Origin of the sequence: Roseibium sp. (assembly GCF_039982295.1) — a bacterium.
Classification (GTDB): Bacteria; Pseudomonadota; Alphaproteobacteria; order Rhizobiales; family Stappiaceae; genus Roseibium.
The window spans coordinates 1-16334 of the sequence record NZ_JBDWYP010000055.1 but is presented as its reverse complement, the minus strand read 5'-3'; the positions used below and the strand labels follow the sequence as shown (position 1 = coordinate 16334).

General features: G+C 58.9%; 13 protein-coding genes. 5 read left to right on the top strand and 8 right to left on the bottom strand.

The features are described from left to right. Positions 1-80: 80 nt before the first annotated feature. Complete coding sequence (locus ABJZ52_RS11750; RefSeq protein WP_348185780.1) at positions 81-1274, bottom strand: CaiB/BaiF CoA-transferase family protein; 1194 nt, start codon at positions 1272-1274, stop codon at positions 81-83. Between the two features lie 33 nt (positions 1275-1307). Continuing rightward, positions 1308-1799, bottom strand: coding sequence for a class I SAM-dependent methyltransferase (locus ABJZ52_RS11745; protein ID WP_348185783.1), 492 nt, complete (start codon positions 1797-1799; stop codon positions 1308-1310). A gap of 174 nt (positions 1800-1973) precedes the next feature. Here ABJZ52_RS11745 and ABJZ52_RS11740 point away from each other — a divergent pair, with 174 nt between their 5' ends. Next, on the top strand, positions 1974-2807 hold the full coding sequence (locus ABJZ52_RS11740) for an alpha/beta hydrolase (RefSeq protein ID WP_348185785.1): 834 nt from the start codon (positions 1974-1976) through the stop codon (positions 2805-2807). 46 nt (positions 2808-2853) lie between these two features. Further along, a complete protein-coding gene (pepN, locus tag ABJZ52_RS11735) occupies positions 2854-5496 on the top strand; it encodes an aminopeptidase N (RefSeq protein ID WP_348185788.1) in 2643 nt (880 codons plus the stop codon). A 28-nt stretch (positions 5497-5524) separates the two neighbouring features. Here pepN and ABJZ52_RS11730 read toward each other — a convergent pair whose 3' ends face one another. Next, entirely contained in the window at positions 5525-6091 is a 567-nt protein-coding gene (locus ABJZ52_RS11730) for an XRE family transcriptional regulator (RefSeq protein ID WP_348185791.1), read from the bottom strand. A 145-nt stretch (positions 6092-6236) separates the two neighbouring features. Between ABJZ52_RS11730 and ABJZ52_RS11725 the strand changes: the two genes are divergently transcribed. The 3 genes from ABJZ52_RS11725 (at position 6237) to ABJZ52_RS11715 (ending at position 10065) form a co-directional block, all read left to right on the top strand. Next, the gene (locus ABJZ52_RS11725) at positions 6237-6980 is read left to right on the top strand and encodes an AzlC family ABC transporter permease (RefSeq protein WP_348185793.1); all 744 of its coding nucleotides are present in this window, start codon (positions 6237-6239) and stop codon (positions 6978-6980) included. After that, positions 6973-7269, top strand: a complete 297-nt coding sequence (locus ABJZ52_RS11720) for an AzlD domain-containing protein (RefSeq protein WP_348185796.1) — start codon at positions 6973-6975, stop codon at positions 7267-7269. Before ABJZ52_RS11725 ends, ABJZ52_RS11720 begins: the two co-directional genes overlap by 8 nt. Positions 7270-7710: 441 nt before the next feature. Continuing rightward, positions 7711-10065, top strand: a complete 2355-nt coding sequence (locus tag ABJZ52_RS11715; protein WP_348200080.1) for an ATP-binding protein — start codon at positions 7711-7713, stop codon at positions 10063-10065. Between the two features lie 116 nt (positions 10066-10181). Here the strand turns inward: ABJZ52_RS11715 and ABJZ52_RS11710 are convergent, their stop codons facing one another. The 5 genes from ABJZ52_RS11710 to ABJZ52_RS11690 all read right to left on the bottom strand — a co-directional run bounded on the left by ABJZ52_RS11710 (position 10182) and on the right by ABJZ52_RS11690 (position 16245). Beyond that, complete coding sequence (locus ABJZ52_RS11710; protein WP_348185801.1) at positions 10182-10697, bottom strand: arsenate reductase ArsC; 516 nt, start codon at positions 10695-10697, stop codon at positions 10182-10184. After that, positions 10690-11040 (bottom strand): helix-turn-helix domain-containing protein, encoded by a 351-nt coding sequence (locus ABJZ52_RS11705; protein WP_153769757.1) that lies wholly within the window; start codon positions 11038-11040, stop codon positions 10690-10692. The genes ABJZ52_RS11710 and ABJZ52_RS11705 overlap by 8 nt, the downstream gene beginning before the upstream one ends. Positions 11041-11137: 97 nt before the next feature. Next, positions 11138-14152 carry a bifunctional [glutamine synthetase] adenylyltransferase/[glutamine synthetase]-adenylyl-L-tyrosine phosphorylase gene (locus tag ABJZ52_RS11700; RefSeq protein ID WP_348185803.1) on the bottom strand — a complete coding sequence of 1005 codons (3015 nt, stop codon included), beginning with the start codon at positions 14150-14152 and terminating at the stop codon, positions 11138-11140. Continuing rightward, positions 14130-15575, bottom strand: a complete 1446-nt coding sequence (locus ABJZ52_RS11695) for a HAMP domain-containing sensor histidine kinase (RefSeq protein WP_348200082.1) — start codon at positions 15573-15575, stop codon at positions 14130-14132. The genes ABJZ52_RS11700 and ABJZ52_RS11695 overlap by 23 nt, the downstream gene beginning before the upstream one ends. After that, positions 15559-16245: a response regulator transcription factor gene (locus ABJZ52_RS11690; protein ID WP_348190395.1), complete on the bottom strand. Its 687-nt coding sequence runs from the start codon at positions 16243-16245 to the stop codon at positions 15559-15561. Before ABJZ52_RS11690 ends, ABJZ52_RS11695 begins: the two co-directional genes overlap by 17 nt. Between the last annotated feature and the right edge of the window lie 89 nt (positions 16246-16334).

Genomic DNA, 16334 nt, shown 5'->3' with positions numbered 1-16334 from the left:
AAATTGTGGCGAACAGCTGATTGGTTTTCAACCAGCTGCCGTGTCACAGTTTATGTCGACTGTTACAATCGGGAGCCTTGTCAGCCGTTGTCATTGGCACTGCGTGGCGGCAGACCGAATTCCATGAGGATTTCATCGGTGTGTTCGCCAAGCCTGGGCGCCGCCTTGTCGAGCACCAGGTCGCTGTTGGAAAAACGGATCGGCGTCCGCACGGATGATACGGAACCTCCCTTCACGCCGGTCGCAGGCAGATCGACCTTCATATGCCGATGGGCGATCTGGGGATCGTTGAAGACATCCTCGACCGAATTGATCGGGCCTGCGGGCACACCCTTGGCTTCCAGGGCCGAAAGCAACTCATCGCGGCTGTGATTTTGGGTTTCCGCAACCAGAATGGGAACCAGGGCCTCACGCGCTGCAACGCGCGCCGCATTGGTCGCGTAGTCAGGATCTTGCGCAAGTTCAGGCCGGCCGAGCACATCACAGAGTTTCACGAACTGGCTGTCATTGCCCACAGCGATGATCAGATGACCGTCCGAGGCAGGCACCACCTGATACGGCACAATGTTGGGATGTGCGTTGCCAAGGCGCTTGGGAGACTTGCCCGATACAAAATAGTTGAGCGCCTGGTTGGCCAGAACACCTGTCAACGAATCAAGCAGGGCCATGTCGACATGCTCGCCGACGCCCGTCTGGTCACGCCGACGCAAGGCGGACAGCACGCCGATGACACCGTAAAGCCCCGTGAAAATGTCGGCAAAGGCAACACCGATTTTCTGAGGCTCGCCATCCGGATCGCCCGTCAGATCCATGATGCCGCCCATGCCCTGGATCATAAAATCATAACCGGCGCGATGCGCATAAGGCCCGTCCTGACCAAAGCCCGTCACCGAGCAATAGACCAGCCTCGGATTGACCTCCTTCAAGCTCTCGTAGTCGAGCCCATACTTCTTCAGGCCGCCAACCTTGAAATTTTCGACGAGAATATCGGCATCAGCGACGAGGCGCCGCACGACTTCCTGCCCCTCTTCAGTGCGAAAATCGACTGTTATCGAGCGCTTGCCACGATTGCAGGCGTGAAAATATGCGGCATCGCCGGACGAACCATCTTCACTTTCGACAAAGGGCGGCCCCCAGCCGCGCGTATCGTCACCAGCAGGACTTTCCACCTTGATGACGTCAGCACCAAGGTCCGCGAGGGTCTGGCCGACCCACGGCCCCGCAAGAATGCGAGCAAGCTCAACGACTTTCACGCCCTCAAGTGGTGCGGTCATGCGTCTCTCCTGACACGGCGTGAAGGGGAAGGCTCAGCCGCGTTTTTTATAAAGATGGTACCGGCCCGGGCGAATGCCCTGCGGTTTGGGAAGTTCGTCGAAGTTGCCAAGGTCCAGAGCCAAACCTGACAGGACGTAGCCACCCGGCTTTGTATGCTGGTCGACCAATGGTGACAACCACGAGGATGTTGCCAGATCGGTGGTCGGGTCGCCAGAGCCCAAATCACAGTGAATAAAGGCCGCCGGTTCGCCGATGCGTGGTCCACAGAACGCCAAAGTATCGCGGATCTCGCCAAAGATCATGTGGTCGCCGTCGGGAATGCAGCTCGGATGGCAGGCAAGATCCCGGTCAAAGACGAAAATCTCGCGATCGTCGAGAATTTCGCGAATGTGATCATAGGTGCGGCCATTGCCGAGACCCAGCTCCAGAACCGGGCCTTCAACGGATTTTACGCGTTCGGCGACATCCTCAAGCAAGATTTTCTGGGCTGTCAGGCGACGAATAAAGCTGTCGAGGCGGCTCATGGGACTTCCTGTTTCTAGCGCGTCATGCAGGTTCGGACCGGCTGTGTCTTAGCCCGCTCCGGCTTCAAGGTCAAAACAACGCTCAGGGGCCCAGACGTGTCGAGAAAAAAGGCTTCTCTTGCGCAAAGACATGGCGCCATGCTTCAAGAGCCGCATCATTTGAGGGACAAAATCATGGCGACCGGCCAGATTGATCTGGAAGCGGAATACAACAACAGGGCACGCGTGCCGGAGCATCCGGAGATCATCTCCGGCTGGATGGCCGACGCTTCCGCCTATCGCGCGGCGCGCAGCGATACAGCGCTGGACCAGCCCTATGGCGACAAGCCGCGCCAGGTCTTCGATATGTTCCCAGCCCAACCGGGTACGCCGGAGCAGCCGCGCACCGCGCTCTTCATTCATGGTGGTTACTGGCAGGCCTTGGACAAGACTGCCTTTTCCCATATGGCACGAGGTCTCAATGCCCACGGCTTTGACGTTGCCGTGGCCAACTACAGCCTCTGCCCCGACGTCGAGATCGGTGACATCATCAGCGAGATGGATGCGCTGGCTGCCCATCTCTGGCGCACCTACGGCAAACCCTTGCTTGTCTATGGCCACTCCGCCGGCGGGCATCTGGCGGCAGCGCTCATGGCAACGGACTGGGCGGCCCGCGACCTGCCTGAAGCTCTTGTTGATCGCGTCATGCCGATCTCGGGGCTTTTCGACCTCGCGCCCCTGATCCCAACAAGCATCAACACGGCCTTGAAGCTCACGGACAAAAGCGCTCTCGCAGCATCACCGCTGACTTGGCCCGCTCCCGCCGCGGGACGCTTTTGCGCCGTCGTCGGCGGTGACGAATCTTCGGAATACCAGCGCCAAAGTCGCGACCTTGCAAGTCGCTGGAATGCCCCCGGCCTGGAGGGCGAACTGGACATTCAGGCAGGCGCGAACCACTTTACGGTCATCAATCCCCTGGCCGACCCTGGCAGCGCTCTTACGCGCAGCCTTGCTCGGCTGGGCGGCTGAGACAGCCAGACCAACGCTAACAAGAAGACACAAACAAGGATTTCCAATGCGCCCTGAAACGGCTGTCGCCATCCATCTGGAGGATTATGCTCCCGCGCCTTATCAGATCGACACGGTCGATCTCGACATACAGTTGAGCCCGCGCTCAACCGACGTCTTTGCGCGTCTTGCCGTTCGCCGGCACGAAGACACCGACCCGGGCGCTCCGCTGGAACTGGATGGGGACGAGCTGGAGCTCGTTGGTCTGACGCTTGACGGAATGCCGTTGCTTGAGAACGCCTACAGCGCGACACCCTCGAAGCTGACTGTGAATGCTCCACCCGAAGAACCATTTATCCTGGAGATCAAGACCCGGATCGACCCGGACACCAACACCGAACTTATGGGCCTCTATCGCTCTTCTGGCACTTACTGCACCCAGTGCGAGGCCGAAGGCTTCCGTCGCATCACCTATTTCCTCGACCGACCGGACGTTCTTTCCGTCTACACAACGCGGATCGAGGCGCGCAAAGGCGATGCGCCGATCCTTTTGGGAAATGGCAATCCGGTAAACGCAGGCGATCTTCCCGGCACTGACAGGCATTTCTCCGTCTGGCATGACCCGCACCCAAAGCCCTCATATCTCTTCGCCATGGTCGCAGGCGATCTTGCCCATGTGGCAGACACATTCGTCACGACGTCAGGGCGAAAGGTCGATCTGAAGATCTACGTCGAACATGGCCGCGAGGACCGTTGCGCCTGGGCCATGGACAGCCTGAAGCGCTCGATGAAGTGGGACGAGGACGTTTTCGGCTGCGAATATGACCTCGATGTGTTCAACATCGTGGCGGTCTCCGATTTCAACATGGGCGCGATGGAGAACAAGGGCCTCAACATCTTCAATGACAAATACGTTCTGGCGGACCCGGAAACGGCAACCGATCAGGACTATGCCAACATTGAAGCCGTCATTGCCCATGAGTACTTCCACAACTGGACCGGCAACAGAATCACTTGCCGTGACTGGTTCCAGCTCTGCCTGAAGGAAGGGCTGACCGTTTTCCGCGACCAGGAGTTTTCCTCCGACATGCGCTCACGGGCCGTGAAGCGCATTGCCGATGTCCGGTTGCTGAAGTCACATCAGTTCCCCGAGGACGCAGGTCCCCTCGCCCATCCGGTTCGTCCGCGCAAATACACCGAGATCAACAACTTCTACACGGCAACGGTCTATGAAAAGGGCGCCGAGGTGGTGCGGATGCTGAAGACCCTGCTCGGGCCTGACGGCTTCCGAAAAGGCATGGACCTCTACCTTGAACGCCATGACGTCGACGCCACGACTATTGAAGCGTTTCTCGTTTGTTTTTCCGAGGCGACGGCAACCGATCTCGGGCAATTCGCCCGCTGGTACGATCAGGCAGGCACCCCGCAGGTCGAGGTCAAGAGCCACTACGACACACGCGCAGGCGAGCTTACTCTCGACATATCCCAGTCGATCGCACCGCTGCCAGGTCAGGCGTCGAGTGAGCCTGCCGTGATCCCCCTGCGCTTCGGACTTGTGGGTCCCAATGGTGAGGACATGAGTTTCGACCGGGTCACAGGTGCAAGGCTCCAGGAGGATGTGCTCATCCTTGAAGAGCAAAACCAAAGCGTGACCTTCACCGGCCTCAAAAGCAGACCGGTTGTTTCGCTTCTGCGCGGTTTTTCGGCACCGGTTCGGCTTGAGGACCATCAGGATGCGGATGACCTGCTGTTTCAGGCGCGTCAGGACAGTGATGATTTCAACCGCTGGCAGGCCATTCAAACGCTGGCGACCCATGACCTCATCCGTCTTGCCGGCGAAGCGCGCACCGGCAAGGAGTTGAAGGCGGACGCTCGGCTGGTTGAGGCCTTCGGTGAGACCCTGCTGAATGAAGATCTGGATCCGGCATTCCGGGCGCTAGCGCTACAATTGCCGAGCGAAGCGGATCTGGCACGCGACATCGGATCCAATGTGGACCCGGACGCCATTCATCAGGCACGGGCGGTGCTGCGCGCGGCCATTGGCTCAGAAAACGCCGGAGCATTCCGCGCTGCCCTTGGTGCGAAACCAGAGGGGAGCTTTAGTCCCGACGCCGATGCTGCAGGCAAACGCGCCCTGGCCAACCAGGCGCTTGCCTATTACGCAGCGTCCGGCGCGTCGGATGTCGATGACCTTGTGATGAGTGCCTTCACCGAAGCGGACAACATGACCGATCGCATCGCGGCTCTCACCCTTCTGGTTCACGACGATCTGGAGGCTGCCGGGCAGGCACTGGAGATCTTCCGCAAACGCCACGAAGCGACGTCGCTGGCCATGGACAAGTGGTTCATTGTGCAGGCGACCGCTCCTCTCACCGACGGCCTTGAGAAGGTGAAGGCCTTGACAGCCCATCCGCTGTTTGACTTTTCCAATCCAAATCGGGTCCGCTCGCTGGTCCATGCCTTTGCCACGGGAAATGCCACGCAATTTGCCAGACAAGACGGATTGGGCTTCGAGTTCGTCGCCGACAACGTGCTGGTGATCGACCAGCGCAACGCGCAGGTGGCCTCACGCCTGCTTACCTGCTTCCGTTCCTGGCGAGCCTATGAGCCGGACCGCTCCAAGCTCGCAGAAGCGGCGCTCTTGAAGATCTCTTCGGCCGAGGCACTTTCGCGCGACACGCGCGATATTGTCGACCGCTGTCTGCAGTAAGCGACCAGCGTCAGGGCTGAGTGACAGCTCAGCCCTGAACCTCCATCACAACCACAAGCACCGCGGTGTCCGACAGAGCTTCATAGCTATGTGGAACATCCGCCGGATAGCGGTAGTAGTCTCCGGGTTCGAGATCTTCGGCCATTCCCGCCGGACCGGTTCTCACCCGGCCTGACACCACCAAGACATGCTCCACAGTACCCGCCGGATGGGCCTTTGCGGAGCGGATGTCTCCCTTTGTCACTTCGGCCCTATAGAGATCTCGCCGCACGCCGGGGGGACAATTGGCCAGAAGCGTGGTTCGGAAGTCGGCATGATCGGCCGAGACCGGCGTCCCCTCGCCTACACGGATCAGGGTCGTCTCAGACGACGGCGTGTCGAACAGGAAGCTGAACGGTACTTCTAGAGCATTCGCAATTGCCCAGAGCGTTTCCACGCTCGGATTGCCCTGCCCCGCTTCCAGTTGCGACAAGGTAGACTTTGCAAGACCCGCCTCTTTCGCAAGAGACGACAGGCTCATGCCGGCCCGTGTCCGTTCCCTTTGCAGGGCTCGGGCAATGAGAGCAATCGGCGTCAGGGACTGTGACGTGGACATAGGGACAGCTGAGCTCCGGCAGAACGTTCGTTAAGTCAAACGTAGTTCGATTTGACAAACAAAGCCATGTCGTTCATTTTTACGAACAACGTTCGATATAATGCCCGAACCCGAACTTTCCCACGAAGGCCTGACAGGTGTCCGAATGCGTGTCCCCAATGAAGCCCCCTCGTCATACCCAGAGCCCGCAGCCACGTTCTTGATGGATGTGAGAGATGGCTCTCGCGACGCCCTGCCGATCCTTTTCGCCCTCGTGCCTTTTTCTGCGGTCTTCGGCGCGGCCGCCATAGAGCGCGGCCTGTCACTGCCAGAACTGCTCTTCGCTTCCATGTCGATCTTCGCTGTCGCAAGCCAGTATGTGATGCTGGATCTCTTCGGACAGCAGGTGCCGGCCTGGTCGATCGTTCTGGCCGTGTTTGCTGTCAATTTTCGGCACGTGCTCTATTCCGCAGCCATTGGCCGGCACATGCGTGGATTTTCCGGCCCACAGAAAGCGCTCGCCTTCTTTTTCCTGTCAGACCCGCAATATGCAGCATCAGAAAATCGGGCAGCAGGGCAAGAGCTCCGCCCGGCCTATTATTTCGCCTATGCCACGACTGTCTATCTGACATGGATAAGCGCCAACGTAATCGGCGCACTGTTTGGCTCGCTGATTGAAAACCCCGCGGCGTTCGGCTTTGACTTTATCTTGCCGCTCTATTTTACAGGGCTCGTGGCCGGGTTTCATACCCGCCCGGGCTTCCTGCCTGTACTGGCTTCAAGCGCCTCGTTGTCGCTTGCGGTCTATTTCACCGTTGGAAGCCCATGGCACATCACTCTAGGTGGTCTCGGTGGGCTCGCAATCGCCGCCGCCCTCAGCAAACCCGGAAAAGCCGAAATCGATGTCTGATATCGTCTTTCTCATCATCCCTTGCGCGCTGGCCACCTATCTGACACGCGCCGGGGGGCATTTGGTTCTTTCTCGCTTTGGCGCCATAAACCACCGCGTGGAGGCAGCCCTCAACGCGGTGCCGGTGGCCGTCCTGACAGCTCTGGTCGCTCCGTCTGTGGCCACACACGGTCTGGCTGAGGCTATCGCCATTCCTGTCACCGCCCTGATCGGTTTGCGCAAGTCGCTTGTTGTGAGTGTCGCCGGAGGGATGATCTGCCTGTTGGCCTTGAGATCCATCGGCTCCTGACGCGAATATAAGAATCGATTGCAGCCAAAGATGTCAGACCGCTGAGTGAAGACCGCCCTTCTCCTGATCAAGACCTGCTGCCGACACTTTTATCCAACGCCAGTATCAGGAAGGTATATCCACCGTCGCCGCAACTGCTCTTGACACGCCACCCAGCACCGAAATTCAAATACCATGGCAAACTGCCATTGAGGAACTCTGCAAATAACCTTGCCTGCACCTCAGTTTCTGCAAACCATGACACTCAAATTTCTTTCCCCTTACACGCCAGCGAGGCACCACGCCACAATAGTTAACAAAGAAACCAAAAACCACTTGCGGCGTTAACTATTTTTTTCTTTGCGGACTCTAGACAAATCTGCCGCCTTCGATTCAAATGAACTGATTCGGGGGGCAGGAAGCCAACCGGTCGGACATTCATCTAATCGGGGCAGACTTCCGATGGCGCGGGCATTTGCCGGCAGCGCGTCCATGCGACGCCTTGCTCGAATCACAGCTTCCAAGACAGGCAAAACGACCCTGACAGGCCACCTGCGCCTGCTGGCTCAGCCGACCTATCAGCGACTGCTGCGGTCGGAGCCGCTGATGCGTCGGATCATCCCTGCGCTCTGCCTCATCTTCATCGCCTGCCTTGCCATCTACCGCGTTCTGGAATTGTCTTATGACTATCAGGACACCGAGCGTCAGGCTCGCGACGAAATTGCCCTGACAGCCACCGTTGTCTCTTCCCATCTTGCCCACGAAGAGAGCCGCCTGCCAGAGCTCGGCTACCGCTCTGCCTTGCAGCGCATCCTGGCGGACAGCCTGCCAGCCGGTGCAACGAGCCATGGACGTACATTCCTCGTCGCCGACAAGGATGGATTGATCGTTGCCAGCGCCCCGCTGCGACCTATGCTTGAGGGTCTCCCGATTACGGACCTCTTCGGCGCGTCCCAACCGCTGACTGTCTTTGGCGCCCGGGCCGGTGTCATGGCGGTTCCGGCAACCATCGGCAACGAGACTGTCGAAACATTCGCGACCGTTCATCATCTTGAAGGACGCCTCGGCATGGTTGCCGTATTGCAACCGGACGCCGATATCTTCGCCGAGTGGCGACGCGACGTTTCCGCCAATGTCACCCTCTTCGTTGGCACGGCCGCCATCCTTCTGGTTCTGATCTACGCCTTCTTCGCCCAGTCCACTCGCGCCGAGCAGGCTGACGACATGTATGCGGCGACGCGCAGCCGCATTGATGCGGCCCTGAACCATGGCCGCTGCGGTCTGTTCGATTGGGACCTCTCCCGCGGCCGGATTTTCTGGTCTTCATCGCTGTATGAACTGCTGGGGCGCAAACCCAAGGATGACATCCTGTCATTTGCCGAGGTCTCGGAAATTACCCATCCGGAAGATGTCGACCTCCTGCAACTGGCAGAAGAGCTGCTGGAAAGCGGAGACGGCACCGTCGACAAGATGTTTCGCATGCGCCACGCGGACGGACGCTGGATCTGGCTCCGGGCCCGCGGCGAAATCCAGAGCGAGGCAGGTCGCCGCGAACCACATCTGATCGGCATCTGCATCGACGTGACAGAGCAGCATGAACTGGCCGAACAAAGCCGCACGGCAGATCTGCGGCTGCGCGATGCGATCGAGACCATTTCCGAAGCCTTCGTGCTCTGGAACGCCAAGAATGAATTGGTTATCTGCAATTCCAACTACCAGTCCCTGCACAACCTTCCCACTACAGCGGTCAAGCCTGGCACCCCCTATCAAAAGGTCATGGCTGCAGCAGAAAACGGCGAAGTTACGGGACATCCGGTCAAGGTCAGCCAACGCTCCGAGACTCCGAGCGGCAGCTACGAAGCCCAGCTTGACGATGGCCGCTGGCTTCAGATCTCGGAGCGCCGGACCAAAGACGGCGGGTTCGTCTCGGTTGGCACGGACATCACCCCGCTGAAGCTTCACGAAGAAAAGCTGATGGACAGCGAGCGCAAGCTCAAGGCGACCATCACCGACTTGCAGAAGTCACGTCAGACCCTTCAAATTCAGGCAGAACAACTGGTCGAACTGGCCGATAAATACGGCGAAGAGAAAACCAAGGCGGAAGATGCGAACCGCGCCAAGTCCGAGTTCCTTGCCAATATCTCTCACGAACTGCGCACACCTTTGAATGCTATTATCGGCTTCTCCGACATCATGAACCAGGAGATGTTCGGACCGCTGGGCACCGACAGGTATTCCGAATACTGCCAGGACATTCACAACTCCGGCACTTACCTGCTCAACGTCATCAACGATATCCTGGACATGTCGAAGATCGAAGCCGGCCGCATGTCCATCGACACCGAAGCAGTCAATGCCGGCGAGGCAGCCCACGACGCAGCGCGGATCATCACGGCAGCTGCTTCGGAAAAGAATATTTCGGTCACCTGCGACGTGGTGCCGGAAGACCTGCCGGTCGCAGCCGACCGCCGTGCACTGAAACAGGTGCTTTTGAACCTGCTCGCAAACGCGGTGAAATTCACGCCAGACGGCGGCCAGGTCCGGCTCGTCGCTCGCCACGAGGACAAGCTGGTCCGGTTCCAGATCATCGACACAGGGATCGGGATTTCCGACGCCGACATCGAGCGCCTTGCCCGGCCATTCATCCAGGTGGAAAACCAGTTCACAAAGAGCCACAAGGGCTCAGGTCTCGGTCTTGCCATTGCCCGCTCCCTGATCGAGCTGCATGGCTCCAAGCTGAGCATCGACTCCAAGGTCGGCGAAGGCACAACCGTCAGCTTCAGCCTGCCTTTGGGCGAGCCCGCCGACGCGGCCTGAGTGGGCGGCCTTACCGTTCGCTATCACCTGTAACCAGACAAACAAAAACGGGCGCCAGATGGGACGCCCGTTCAGTCGATCTATTGTAACGTCTGAAAATCAGACGCTCCGCCTGATCAGGCGGCGCCGTCCATGGCGTCGGCCTTGCCGATGTCATCCAGGCGCTTTTGCAGCGACAGCTTGTCGATGCTTTCCAGCGGCAGACTGGAGAAAATCGAGATGCGCGCGTTCAGCATGCGCAGCGTCTCGGAAAAGGCCAGGCGTCTTTCAGCTTCGTTGCCTTCGACCGCCGCAGGATCTGGCACGCCCCAGTGAGCCGTCATCGGCTGGCCAGGCCAGACCGGGCAGGCTTCGCCAGCCGCATTGTCACAGACCGTGAAGACGAAATCGAGTTCGGGGGCGTCCGGCACCGCGAATTCGTCCCAGCTCTTGGAGCGGGCGAAATCGGTCTTGAAGTTGGCGTTCTCCAGCAGCTCAAGCGTATAGGGATGAACTACGCCCTTGGGGTGAGAGCCGGCGGAAAAGGCCTTGTATCGGCCCTGACCAACCCTGTTCATCACCCCTTCGGCGATAATGGAACGGGCGGAGTTTCCCGTGCAGAGAAACAGCACATTATAAACTTTTTCAGTCATTTTCAGTCTCCCAACAGTCGCAAACAAGCGTGTCAAGCAGGGGTGCACAGTGTTCGGGATTTCCGCCGCAGCAGTCCTCGACGAGGAAGGACAGCAAGCCACGGATCCCATCGAAATCGGCCCTGTAGCGGATCGCCCGCCCCTCTCTCTCGTTCCGGATCAGCTTCGCCCGCAAGAGGATGTTCAAATTGGTCGACATCGTGTTTTGTCGAACGCCAAGCGCGTCGGCGATGTCACCAGCGAACATTCCCTCAGGCCCCGCTTTCACAAGAAGGCGGAAGACATCCAGGCGGGTTTTTTGACTAAGAGCCGAAAAGGCAAAGAGCGAGGTTTCAATATCCATATTTCAAGAATACTAGATATATCGAAATATAGCAATAATTCTGCCGTCTTCCCTCGACATTTTTTGCGGGGTTAGAGAAAGCCCCGGCTTTTCAGCTCTAGGTGGAGGATGGCACTTCGACCTTGCCGACGATTTGCTCGAACCGTGCCCTGATGCCTTGCTGTATGTCGCCAAGTTCCAGTTCAAGTCGCGCCAGGTCGGGTGCGCCGGCAGCATGCAGCAAGAGATCTCGGACGCCACGCGGCGCTTCAGTCGGCACGAATTTGCCCGTCAGTGCCATTCGCAACACCTGGGTCAGGCGGTGATAAAGCCTTAACGCGGACAGCAGCTGATCTGCATCACCACTGCTCAGACAACCGGCTTCACGCAGCTTCTCAAGCGCCTCTTCGGTTCCCTGTGCCAGTACATGTGGCTTTTCATGCGCATGGGCAAGCTGCAGAAACTGCGCGATAAATTCTATGTCCACGAGCCCGCCTGCCACCTGCTTGAGGTCCCAAATGTCCTTGGTGCCCTTTTCCTTCTCGATCCGGGCCCGCATGGACCTGACATCGTCGGCAAGGGTCGCCCGGTCGCGTTCCCTGGCCAGGGTCTGGCACAAGTGATGCTGGATCTTTTCTGCGAAGCCGTCAGAGCTTGAGGCAATGACACGCGCCCTGGTCAGAGCCATGTGCTCCCATGTCCAGGCTTCCTTTTCCTGATAGGCAATAAACCCGCCAAGGTTCGTTGCCAGCGGCCCGGCATTGCCCGAGGGTCTTAGGCGAAAATCCACCTCGTAGAGGCTTCCCTCTGCCGTTGGCGCGGAGAGAGCCGTAACAAGCCGCTGCGTCAGACGTGTATAATATTGGGAGATCGCCAGGGGGCGTCCGCCGTCAGACTGGCTGACGCCTTCCGGCGCTTCATAAAGCAGGATCAGGTCGAGATCGGAAGCGGCAGTCATTTCCCGGCCACCGAGTTTGCCCATGGCCAGCACCGCCACCTGTCCGCCAGGCACGTGACCATTGCTCTCGGCGACATGCGCTTCGACCCGTGTCAGAAGCCGATCGACGACCACTTCCGCCAAGCGGGCCATCGCGTGACCGACCTTGTCGGCGGACAGAGTATCTGAGACCAGTCTCAGGCCAATGAGAAACTGCTGCTCCTGCGCAAAGATCCGCGCCCGGTCGAGCGCCTCCTCATAGAACCGCGCCAGATCCAGGGTCAGATCCAGTCCGTCGCGGAATTCCTCATAGCTGGGCATCGCACCGAAGAAGGCCGGATCCAGAACGGTGTCCAGAACATGGATGCGGCGAGACACGGTTTCCGCCATCCGCGGGGCAGACCCCATGACCGTCGCCAGCAGGTTCAGGAGCTCGGGATTGGATTTCAGCAAGGCAAAGAGCTGAATTCCGGCGGGGAGTTTGGCAAGAAAACTGTCAAAGCCGCGCAAGGCGGCGTCGGCGTTGTCGGTTCCCGCCAGTGCCGTCACCAGCACGGGATGCAATTCGGTCAGTCGTTCGCGCGCCATGGCGGAGCGGGTGCAGGCATAGCGCCCGAAATGCCAGGACTTGATGATGTTGACGGCGTCACCAGGCTGCTTGAACCCGAGACCTGAAAGTGTCTCAAGGGTTTCGGGGTCATTGTCATCTCCGGTGAAGACAAGATTTCCAAGGTCAGAGGCCAACTCCGGTTCGTCCTCGAAAAGCTCAGCATAATGACGCTGAACCCGCTTCAAGCGCGCCATGAAGGCCTTTTCGAAAGCTTCCCGGCTGTCGAAGCCCATCAGATACGCAATCCGTGTCAGACCTTCCTCATCCCTGGGCAGCAGCTGCGTCTGCTCGTCGTTGAGCATCTGGATCCGATGCTCGACCGCCCTGAGAAAGATATAGGCCTCCCGCAGCTCATCACGGGCATCTTCCTTGATCCAGCCGGCTTCAAGAAGCCCCTCCAGCATGTCGAGCGTGCGCCTGCCGCGCAAAGCGGGATTCCGCCCTCCGGCGATCAGCTGCTGGGTCTGGACGAAGAACTCCACTTCGCGGATGCCGCCCCGGCCAAGCTTCACATTGTGACCGGCCACAGCAAACTTGCCATGGCCCTTGTGGATGTGGATCTGACGCTTGATGGATTGAACATCTGCGATGGCGGCAAAATCGAGATATTTGCGCCAGATGAAGGGCGTTATTTCTGCCAGAAAGGCGTTACCGGCCTCAATATCTCCCGCGCACGGCCGCGCCTTGATCAGCGCTGCCCGCTCCCAGTTTTGCCCAAGGGACTCATAGTACGACAAGGCCCCGGGCACGGACATGGCAAGCGGCGTCGCTCCAGGATCAGGCCTGAGCCGCAGATCCGTACGGAAGATGTAACCTTCCGCGGTCCGGTCCTGCATGATCTTCACCAGCCGCCGCGTCATGCGAACAAATTCGACGGAGGGTTCGACATTGCCGGCAATCGGGCTGATCGCCGGATCGTAGAGAATGATCAGATCGATGTCGGACGAATAATTGAGTTCCATCGCCCCATGTTTGCCCATGGCCAGAACAATGAAGCCGGACGCTTTTTCAGGATCTTCAGAAACGACAGGGGTGAATTTCCCCTTCGTCGCCATATCCGTCAGGCAAAAGCGAATGGCCGCCGACAAGGCCGCATCGGCGAAGCCAGCCAGACCTGCTGTAACCTGGTCGAGATCAATTGCGCCGCCGATATCCGCCAGACCCAGCGTCAACGCCAGATCCTGCTTCAACAGCCTCAGGTCGCGCATCAGCTCCGCTTCGCTTTCGCCCGAGGTCTGGCGCGCTCGTTTCAGCAAAGTCGCAATGCGCTCAGCAGGATCGTCCGTCAGGATGTCGAAAAGCCGCTTAGGGTCAGCAAGAGACAGATCCCGCAGATAAGACGTATTCGACAGGATTGCGGAGAGAAAGGCTTCGACGTTCGGGTGATCACGAAACAAACCGGGCAGATCAGGTCCGTCGTCATGCGCGCGCGCCTTTTCCAGCACGTCGGCCAGGAACAAGGCCCCCTTGTCCGGATCAATCGATGGTGGATCGACAGAAAGAGAAAGATAGAGAGGCTTGCCGCTGACCACGACCGGCATCACCTGCGTTTGCTCTTTCCCGCTACCTGCCGTTTCCTGACCCATGATTGGCTATGCCCTTCCCGTTCGGTGTCTTTTTTTCGTCTGCCAGCGCCAGATCGACGCTGACCTTGAGTCCTGGAGCTGCATCTTGCAGACGAAGGGTCCCGCCGTGCAAGCGGGCAATCGCGCGTACCAGGCTCAATCCCAAACCATATCCCGGCTTTGTCCGGCTCTCGTCCAGCCGCACAAAGCGACCTGTCACCCGGTCTCGATCCGGGCCGGAAATACCCGAACCAGTATCGCTGACGGTAAGGACCATACGACCTGCCTCTGGCGCTGCCTTGATCAGGATCACCGGACCGCCCTCCTCCGGGCGGCCATACTTGAGAACGTTCTCGACCAGATTGACCACGCATTGCGCGATCAGGTCCCGGTTGCCCATCACCCTTGCCGGCTCTTCGACGGTCACCTCCAGACGGCCATCCTCGTCCTCAATCACCGGCGCGTATAGCTCTGCCATTTCGTCAATGACAGCCTTCAGATCGAAGGGCTCCATTCCGGCTTCCGGCGACATGGCCTCCACCCGGGCAATGCGCAAAAGCGCATCGAAAATCCGGATCAGGTTGTCGCTGTCTTCAATGGTGGTTTCCAGCGCTTCCCGGTAGTCGGGTTGGTCCTTGCCCTCGCGCAACACTGTCTCGACGCGCGTGCGCATGCGGGTGAGAGGCGTCTTAAGGTCATGGGCGATGTTGTCCGTGACATCCTTCATGCCCTGCATCAGCAATTCGATGCGTTCCAGCATGTCGTTGAGGTTGGTCGCAAGCCGGTCAAATTCATCGCCATTGCCAGCCACCGGCAGGCGGCGGGAAAGATCGCCATGCATGATCGTCTGACTGGTGGCAGCAATGTCATCGATACGCTTCATCACCCGGCGGCTGACAAAGAACCAGGTGGCACCAGCCATGAGCACGACCGCAATCAGCCAGAACCGCAGGGCCCCCGACAAGATGGCGGAGAACCGCAGTTGCTCTCCAAGATCCCGGCCAACAAGCAGACGGAAACCGCCGCGGAGCTCAAAGATGCGCACGAGCGCCTCGCGCTCCACCTCGCCGCCAGCCTCGACACGCCCGTATTTCATCCGCCGCACATCGCCATCGGCCTCATCCAGCACAACCGTCGGCAGACGTGAAATGTTGCCGACAATGGAGTTGCCAGCGAAGTCGACCAGCAGATACAGGCTGGCATCCGGACGCCTGGCCCGGCGCTCGATGCTCTCGACCACGGCACGCACACCGCCCCGGACATATTCTTCCGACAGGCCTGAAATTTCCGCATCCACGGTCTGGACGACCTGGCTCGCCATGAGCTCGGTGGTGTTGCGCGATATGTAGATCAGAAGGAAGCCGGACAGACCGGTGAAAATCGCTATGTAGAGCAGCGACAGCTTGAAGGCTGTCGTTCTCAGTATCCTAGTCAGCCGTGTCACGGATCGTATACCCCGCGCCGCGGATGGTGTGCAGGAGAGGTCTGTCAAAATCCTTGTCGATCTTGCTTCTCAACCGCGAAATATGAACATCGATGACATTGGTCTGAGGATCGAAATGGTATTCCCAGACATTTTCCAGAAGCATCGTTCTGGTCACCACCTGGCCTGCGTGCTGCATGAGATACTCAAGCAGACGGAATTCGCGCGGCTGCAACGGGATGTCCGTCTCGCCCCGCCGGCAGGAATGTGCCAGACGATCCAGTATCAAATCGCCAACCTGATAGGACGTGACGACCTCGCCGCCGGCCTTCGGGCGTCGTGACAGAGCCTCGACGCGCGCCTGAAGCTCGGTGAAGGCATAGGGTTTGGGAAGGTAGTCGTCTCCGCCCGCCTTGAGGCCTTTGACCCGGTCATCGACCTGACCGAGCGCAGACAGGATCAGAACAGGTGTCTGATCACCGGCCTTGCGAAGCTCTTCGATCACCGAAAGACCATCGCGCAGCGGCAACATACGATCGACGATCAAGACGTCGTAGGTGCTGCCCAGCGCCATCTCGAGGCCTGCTTCACCATCACCTGCCTGATCGGCCAGGTGACCCAGTTCTTTCAGGCCCTTGGCCAGATATGCCGACGCCTCGGCGTCGTCTTCAATGATCAGAATCCGCAACATCTTCTCCTTTTACAGAAGATCGCTTTCAAAAGGCAAAGAAACCGAGGGAGAAAACACCGGCGGCAGACCCTTCTGAGGATCTGCCGCCG

What these genes read in the sequence shown, in the direction of transcription:
- ABJZ52_RS11730 (WP_348185791.1), bottom strand. Translation starts at nt 6,091, where the DNA reads ATGTCCACGTCACAGTCCCTGACGCCGATTGCTCTCATTGCCCGAGCC.
- ABJZ52_RS11700 (WP_348185803.1), bottom strand. Translation starts at nt 14,152, where the DNA reads ATGGGTCAGGAAACGGCAGGTAGCGGGAAAGAGCAAACGCAGGTGATG.
- ABJZ52_RS11740 (WP_348185785.1), top strand. Translation starts at nt 1,974, where the DNA reads ATGGCGACCGGCCAGATTGATCTGGAAGCGGAATACAACAACAGGGCA.
- pepN (WP_348185788.1), top strand. Translation starts at nt 2,854, where the DNA reads ATGCGCCCTGAAACGGCTGTCGCCATCCATCTGGAGGATTATGCTCCC.
- ABJZ52_RS11720 (WP_348185796.1), top strand. Translation starts at nt 6,973, where the DNA reads ATGTCTGATATCGTCTTTCTCATCATCCCTTGCGCGCTGGCCACCTAT.
- ABJZ52_RS11710 (WP_348185801.1), bottom strand. Translation starts at nt 10,697, where the DNA reads ATGACTGAAAAAGTTTATAATGTGCTGTTTCTCTGCACGGGAAACTCC.
- ABJZ52_RS11715 (WP_348200080.1), top strand. Translation starts at nt 7,711, where the DNA reads ATGGCGCGGGCATTTGCCGGCAGCGCGTCCATGCGACGCCTTGCTCGA.
- ABJZ52_RS11705 (WP_153769757.1), bottom strand. Translation starts at nt 11,040, where the DNA reads ATGGATATTGAAACCTCGCTCTTTGCCTTTTCGGCTCTTAGTCAAAAA.
- ABJZ52_RS11745 (WP_348185783.1), bottom strand. Translation starts at nt 1,799, where the DNA reads ATGAGCCGCCTCGACAGCTTTATTCGTCGCCTGACAGCCCAGAAAATC.
- ABJZ52_RS11750 (WP_348185780.1), bottom strand. Translation starts at nt 1,274, where the DNA reads ATGACCGCACCACTTGAGGGCGTGAAAGTCGTTGAGCTTGCTCGCATT.
- ABJZ52_RS11725 (WP_348185793.1), top strand. Translation starts at nt 6,237, where the DNA reads ATGCGTGTCCCCAATGAAGCCCCCTCGTCATACCCAGAGCCCGCAGCC.
- ABJZ52_RS11690 (WP_348190395.1), bottom strand. Translation starts at nt 16,245, where the DNA reads ATGTTGCGGATTCTGATCATTGAAGACGACGCCGAGGCGTCGGCATAT.